The sequence below is a fragment of the Nostoc sp. genome (assembly GCF_036917095.1).
In the GTDB taxonomy this organism is placed as follows: Bacteria; Cyanobacteriota; Cyanobacteriia; order Cyanobacteriales; family Nostocaceae; genus Nostoc.
In genome coordinates this window covers 66,521-72,520 of the sequence record NZ_JBALFH010000017.1, presented here as the reverse complement: position 1 = coordinate 72,520, position 6,000 = coordinate 66,521, and the positions used below count along the sequence as shown (strand labels likewise).

The following is a 6,000-nucleotide window of genomic DNA, read 5'->3' as shown; positions in this document are numbered from 1 at the left end:
AGGTTTTATTATCACTCAAAGCCCCTTGCTCACATCATCGCTAGGGGCTTTTTGTTTTTACTGAATTTTTACTATTCAAATAAATTCCTATAACCATAGAATGGAAATAAAGTGTGGTGCATCTTAAAGATTTCTCTTTAGTGTCTTGTGAGATACAAAGTGGTGAAGTACTTAAAGCAATTGACACAATTCCAACTTCTGCGATCGAACAGGCGAGTGCACGATCGATAATACGCACTGTCGTTGAGGAACACAAGCGATCGCTATCAGTGCAATTAGTGGTAAGTCTGGTAATAACAACGAGCTTTTGGTCTAGAGATTCATGCCGGATGTACTTAAAAACCTAATAGAAGGCATATCAGAGGCATGTGTGAAAGTTATCGCAAAGTGCCAAATTCAATATTCCAATGATATGCCTCAAACTGACGAAGAGATCGCAGCCTGATTTCCACACCTTTTTTAGGGTTATGTGTACTTAGGTTAAAGGTTTATCGCCCTCTCCCTGTCGCCCCGTGTCCCCCTCCTTTTGTGGTGCAGACATGATTCGCTTTTGCTGTTCTTGTAGCCAGGTTTCAAATAGTTCACTCAACAGACGCACTTTCATAAATTCATCCAGTTGTGCTGGAATAAATTTTTCTAGCCGCAAGATCACAAACCATTCAGCGATGCGGGTCGGGGGCAATATCTGACCTGGTTGACTGCTAGAGAGCATTTGCACCATTACCGGATGCAGTGCATTCAGTTCAATCGGACCTACTAAACCGCCAGTTTGAGCCTCTGGCCCAAGTGAGTATTCCCGTGCCAAGTCAGCAAAAGAGTTTTCTTTTGCCTGAATCCGAAAGTAAAGTTCTTGAGCAATTCCCACATCTTGGGTTCGCAGCAGAGAATAAATTACTTTGTCTAGTTTTGCCTTGGATTGAAAAAAGTAGGATTCCAGTTTATTACCCCAAGTAGCTTGTTTGAATTTTTCAATTTTCAGCTTACGAGTGGTAATAACTTCTAGTTGTCCAGGAGTCAGTCCTTGATGTGCCATCCAAGCCTGGATGTCTTCTTCATTTTTTAACTGTTTTTCAGCATAAAACTGCTGTTTAGCTTGGGCTACTTCCTCAGGTGTACACTCTATTGCCTTCGTGGAGCGTGAATTTTGCTCTATCGCCTCATCAACGATCAATTCGCGCTGCAACTGTGGCAGCATTTGGTAACTTGCCAGTAAGGAAATCAGTTCACTAGCTGTGATTGTACGATTACCGATTTGGATCGCTTCAGTCATTAGCTTTCGGGCATCTTAAGAATATCTAGTGTGTTAAATAAAGAAGCTATACCGTAGCCGACTCACTGGGAGCTTTTGTCTTAATCCTACCGAGTTAGGTACGCTAACCTCACTTTCGCAATAATTAAATACTGACTTGCTAATACTAATTCTTCTGTATGAAGATGCGCTAAACCATATTTAAGTACAAGAAAGAAAAACGTAGATGCAAAGCGACTTGCCGCAGGCTACCGCAAAGAAAGAAGAAGTTAAAAGGGTTTGGCGAAGCCTCACAAAGAAATGGTATAACATACTTTAAAATATACAGTTTATATGAGCTTTTAACAAAGATTCTACGTAAATACGACCAGATCCGAAGACAAGGACAAAGGAAAATGACTAATGACAGTTCTTGCCACTGCAACATAGAAGACGAAGTTATCAGACTGAGCTAGGGTGCTTTGAGATAAACTTCTCCTAATTAAGGTGCTTTTAGTTAAGCAGAAATACTCACTCTAACTCTAGCTTTTTTTATTCTAAAGGTTTGTCCCGCAGATGTTCTGGTGGTGACAAGCCGCGCTTGCTTTGCACATCTACAAATTATTGACGTGTATTAAAAGTTATCAGAGATGGAAAAAGGTAGCATTGGATGTGCAGCCTTTTTCTATAAGGGATCTATTGTATCCCCCAACCAAAAATTCTAACGTCTATAACGACTCTAAATAGTTCAAAAGATCCGCCATTTCTTGGGCACTAGGTTGGAATTTTGGCATTGGGGGTGTTTCGCCACTGATCACTTGGTGAATCAGCCCATACCGAGACTTGTGCTTTGAAACAGCTTGCAAACTAGGCCCTACTCGCCCGTCTGCTTCCAAGCCATGACAACCAGCACAGTTAATTTGAAAGATCGCGTGTCCTTGAACTGGGTTTCCTGTTAAGGATAGAACACTCTTGACGTATGGATCGGAGGCTTGAACCAACTGAACACCAAAAAAGCCCAAAGGGACTGCTAGCAGTATAGCCAGCGTCAATAAAACGATCCGCTGAATCAAAATTTCAGGTTTGGTAATCTGGTTATCCAAAAGGTTTGCTGTGAAAGTCTAGGTGTGCTAAAAAGTTTTCATTTCCTACACATAGCTTAAAAGTTCTTGATTGTGTCTGCAAGCACAGAAGACTATTTTTTCTGGGCAGTCGCCTTCTAAAAAGGCTGTAGGGCGCAGGATTCATACCAAATTTGGTAAAATCAAAAACAGGCAACGAATATTTAATAATTACAAAGAGGAGATTTAAAGTGGTTGAACCCTTGCTATCAGGTATTGTCCTTGGTCTAGTTTTCGTCACCCTCGCCGGACTGTTTTACGCTGCCTATAAGCAATACAAGCGCCCCAATCAGTTGGGGGGATGAGAAAGTCCTGAGTGCTGAGGCAGGAGGCAGAAGTCAGATTTCTTTCTCCTCCTGCTTCCGCTGCTTCCCCCGCTTTTCTCATTCCACAGTTGTGTAGAAAGTAAGTGATGTGTTGCTGTAAACTTTCTCGCGACAAATTTCCCAAGCGGGAATCTCTGGTGGTGTCCAGCCTTGTGAGGCGTGTTCAACTGCTATTTCGCCGCTAGGATCTAAAAGTTGATAGTGAGCGATCGCTTCTAAAACTGGCTGGTACAATCCACTGGCATAAGGTGGATCGAAGTAGATTCTGTCAAATTGCCTGCCTGATAAAGTCTTTAACTGCTGCGTAATATCCCCCCGCAATACCCAAAGTTCTTGATCGGCATTAGCTACTTGCTGCCAATTTTGTTGAATGGTGGCACAGGCTCGGCTCGATTGTTCAATTCCCACTACTAGGCTGGCTCCTCTACACAAAGCCTCTGCGCCCATTGAACCAGTTCCGGCGCACAAATCTAGCCAGCGACAACCTGCAATTTCTCCCTGCCAAATATTAAACACTGCCTCTCTTACCCGCCCACTGGTGGGTCTAGTTTCATTTCCTGGTAAAGTTTTTAGCTGGCGATTGCCGTAAATTCTCAGGCTCATTAGTTATTAGTCATTGGTTATTAATCATTAGTCATCGATCGTTATTTTTAGACAAAGGACAAAGAACAAATGACAAAAATAGTATTAGGCAGGAATTTTTTCGCGGACTTGAGCAACGAAATTAGACAAGATTTGCAATCCAATATTAGAGGATTTTTCGGGGTGAAATTGGACTGCCATCAGGTTTTCATGGGCGATCGCAGCTGTGACGGTTTGAGTACCGTGGGTGATGGTTGCTGCACGGATTTGCTCTTCTATTGGATCGACATAGTAGGAATGGACAAAATACACCCAAGGATCGGATGGTAAATGCTCCCACAAAATACTTTTTGGTTGAGTCACTTCCAGTTGATTCCAACCCATGTGAGGAATAGTGATGTCAGGTTCTGGACGAAACCGCCGCACTTTTCCTTTGATAATTCCTAGTCCTGGTTGAGTACCTTCTGCACTTGATTCAAAGAGAATTTGCAATCCTAAACAAATTCCTAAGAAAGGTTTACCAGATGCGATCGCTTCTTTTATAGGTTGTTCCAAACCACGCGCTCGCAGGTGTTGCACTGCTGGATCAAATGCTCCCACTCCTGGTAAGACTATTGCATCTGCTTGGTCTAATTCCTTTGGAGAATAAGTAACATTAGGAGTTGCCCCAGCTTTTTCCAAGCCTTTGCAGACTGAGTGCAAATTTCCCATCTCGTAGTCTACGACCGCAATAACTGGCATTTACCTGCTCCTTGTAAATTTATTGTGGAGGGTTTTTCTATTCTAAATAATATTTGTTATGAAGAAAAGAATTCTATTAACTTATTTTGATATTTGGCTAAAGGATCGACAATCAAATTCTTCTGATGATTTATTACTTGAACTTACCAAACTTGAGTTGATACCACATAACTTAGTTTTTTACGCCACTTATCCGTAGATGTGGAATTTGCCAGCATTCGGCTAATGGAAAAAATCAATGCAATCCAACCTGATTACATCATCTGTTGAAGCATGGCTGCAAGCGGTACACAATTAAGTGTGGAAACAGGTGCTAGCTTGGAAAAATTGTTTTGCAGACAAAAGTTGATTTGGAAAAATTAGTGGCGGGAGCAGCGGCAACTAAGATTAGCCACGACTGCGGTAAATTTGTCTGTGTTAGCCTAGCGGACGCACTAGAGGGTCTTTACTTTACTATTGAGTGTTCGATTACTTAAGCCATAACCAACTCACATCACGTTGTATGTTTGCCCATGTTCCGATTCTCAATCAAGAAAATTTTATGGGGATTCTTGCAGGTTTCGTATTAATTATTAACAAACTGGCACTTTCATCAAGTTGTTAGTGTCTGTATGGTGGAAGAAATGTCTAAGTATATGTTGCCATTGTTACTAATTTTTCCAATTGCTCAATTAACTCCTACCACACCACCATCTGAAGAAGTCGTACAAGCACAAGAAGTACGACCTTTACCAGGTAAGTTGGATAGAGTGCCAACTTTTAACAGCAATAGTCCAGAACTGGTTTTGAAGGAAGGAATTTTACTCTCGACTTTTCCACCAGATGGAAAAAAAGTGCCAACGGCGCATTTGAATTTTCCCTTTCGAGGGAGATTTGATATTTTTGCCCATCACATTGCTAGGGCTGAACCAGCAGAGAATTTGCGTTCGCTGTATCTAGGGATAATTTTGCATAACCCTGGTTCGGAACCAGTGAAGGTGAATATTTGGCAGGCGGCAAGTTATTTGAGTCAACCGGATGCACCATTTATTCAGTTACCATCCTTTAGCCAAAATCTTTTAGGTAAAGTTTTTGCGGGGCCAGGCGATCGCGTTATGTCTGATGTGCTCAGGGGACAGCGACAAGAGATTTTCCCTGCCCAAATTGAGATTCCAGCAGGGCAAAGTCGAATGTTACTAAATTTACCAATCCCTGTACAGGGACTCACACCACCCCTGAATGGTCGGTCTACATTAATCAGACTGCAAAGTAATGGCACTGTCTATGCAGCTAGCCTAGCTATGTTTGCACGGGTGAATTCTGATAGTGAGCGATCGCCTACTTTAGAAGAATGGCAAAATTTACTAGATAATGGCGATTTGGCTGGGCCACGAGATAAAGCTCCTACTCCCCTTGAGGAAACTGGTAAGCCTATAGTTTATGGGCGTGTAGCTGGAGTAGCTGGTGGTTCTCAATGGAGAGCCTTATTAGTAGATAATCCCAAAAAAAACTATCTAACTATTCCCCAGCCTGGTCAAGTGTTTTCCTACGCTCTGAGCACCCTGCATGGCGGTACCTTAGGAACTGGTCAAATTCAAAGTGCGCCCATGCTGGTGCGTTATCCTGACACCGCATATCGCGCTCACGGCAACTACGGAGTTCAATATAGTCTCAAGTTGCCCCTATATAACAATACTCAAAGACCTCAAACTGTTAGTTTTTCCATGCAAACGCCACTCAAAGAGGATCGGTTGGGAAAACCGGGGTTACGCTTTTTGAGTACACCCGCTCCTCAAGTATTCTTCCGAGGGACAGTGCGGGTACGTTATAAAGATGAGCAAGGTCAGCCACAAACTCAGTTTGTGCATTTAGTACAAAAGAGAGGTCAGCCAGGGGAAGCGTTAGTTTTATTAAATATGAAACCAGGCGATCGCTCTTTAGTCGAAGTTGACTTTCTCTATCCCCCGGATGCTACACCACCTCAAGTATTAACAGTTTCAACTCTAGCTGAACCTCGGTAATG

At 42.5% G+C, this 6,000-nt stretch carries 7 protein-coding genes and 1 pseudogene; 4 read left to right on the top strand and 4 right to left on the bottom strand.

Translation table 11 applies throughout. The features are described 5' to 3' along the window. Positions 1-113 precede the first annotated feature (113 nt). Entirely contained in the window at positions 114-347 is a 234-nt protein-coding gene (locus V7L01_RS07730) for a hypothetical protein (protein WP_335033442.1), read from the top strand. A 128-nt stretch (positions 348-475) separates the two neighbouring features. Here V7L01_RS07730 and V7L01_RS07725 read toward each other — a convergent pair whose 3' ends face one another. Both V7L01_RS07725 and V7L01_RS07720 read right to left on the bottom strand, forming a co-directional pair. Then, complete coding sequence (locus tag V7L01_RS07725; protein ID WP_335033433.1) at positions 476-1,270, bottom strand: peptidylprolyl isomerase; 795 nt, start codon at positions 1,268-1,270, stop codon at positions 476-478. A 686-nt stretch (positions 1,271-1,956) separates the two neighbouring features. Further along, a complete protein-coding gene (locus tag V7L01_RS07720) occupies positions 1,957-2,331 on the bottom strand; it encodes a c-type cytochrome (RefSeq protein ID WP_099100046.1) in 375 nt (124 codons plus the stop codon). 209 nt (positions 2,332-2,540) lie between these two features. Between V7L01_RS07720 and petG the strand changes: the two genes are divergently transcribed. Then, complete coding sequence (petG, locus tag V7L01_RS07715) at positions 2,541-2,654, top strand: cytochrome b6-f complex subunit V (protein WP_063721252.1); 114 nt, start codon at positions 2,541-2,543, stop codon at positions 2,652-2,654. Positions 2,655-2,732: 78 nt separating this feature from the next. Here petG and rsmD read toward each other — a convergent pair whose 3' ends face one another. Continuing rightward, a complete protein-coding gene (gene rsmD / locus V7L01_RS07710; RefSeq protein ID WP_335033431.1) occupies positions 2,733-3,278 on the bottom strand; it encodes a 16S rRNA (guanine(966)-N(2))-methyltransferase RsmD in 546 nt (181 codons plus the stop codon). Between the two features lie 84 nt (positions 3,279-3,362). After that, positions 3,363-3,998: an imidazole glycerol phosphate synthase subunit HisH gene (hisH, locus tag V7L01_RS07705; protein ID WP_335033430.1), complete on the bottom strand. Its 636-nt coding sequence runs from the start codon at positions 3,996-3,998 to the stop codon at positions 3,363-3,365. A gap of 58 nt (positions 3,999-4,056) precedes the next feature. On the opposite strand from hisH, the pseudogene V7L01_RS35395 reads away from it, so the two are divergent. After that, positions 4,057-4,602: pseudogene (locus V7L01_RS35395) on the top strand (peptidase C15). 31 nt (positions 4,603-4,633) lie between these two features. Next, complete coding sequence (locus tag V7L01_RS07700; RefSeq protein ID WP_335033438.1) at positions 4,634-5,998, top strand: DUF3370 domain-containing protein; 1,365 nt, start codon at positions 4,634-4,636, stop codon at positions 5,996-5,998. Positions 5,999-6,000: the final 2 nt, after the last annotated feature.

Bases quoted from the DNA above. Each gene is read 5' to 3' on its own strand.
- hisH (WP_335033430.1), bottom strand. From the start codon at position 3,998: ATGCCAGTTATTGCGGTCGTAGACTACGAGATGGGAAATTTGCACTCA.
- V7L01_RS07700 (WP_335033438.1), top strand. From the start codon at position 4,634: ATGTTGCCATTGTTACTAATTTTTCCAATTGCTCAATTAACTCCTACC.
- rsmD (WP_335033431.1), bottom strand. From the start codon at position 3,278: ATGAGCCTGAGAATTTACGGCAATCGCCAGCTAAAAACTTTACCAGGA.
- V7L01_RS07725 (WP_335033433.1), bottom strand. From the start codon at position 1,270: ATGACTGAAGCGATCCAAATCGGTAATCGTACAATCACAGCTAGTGAA.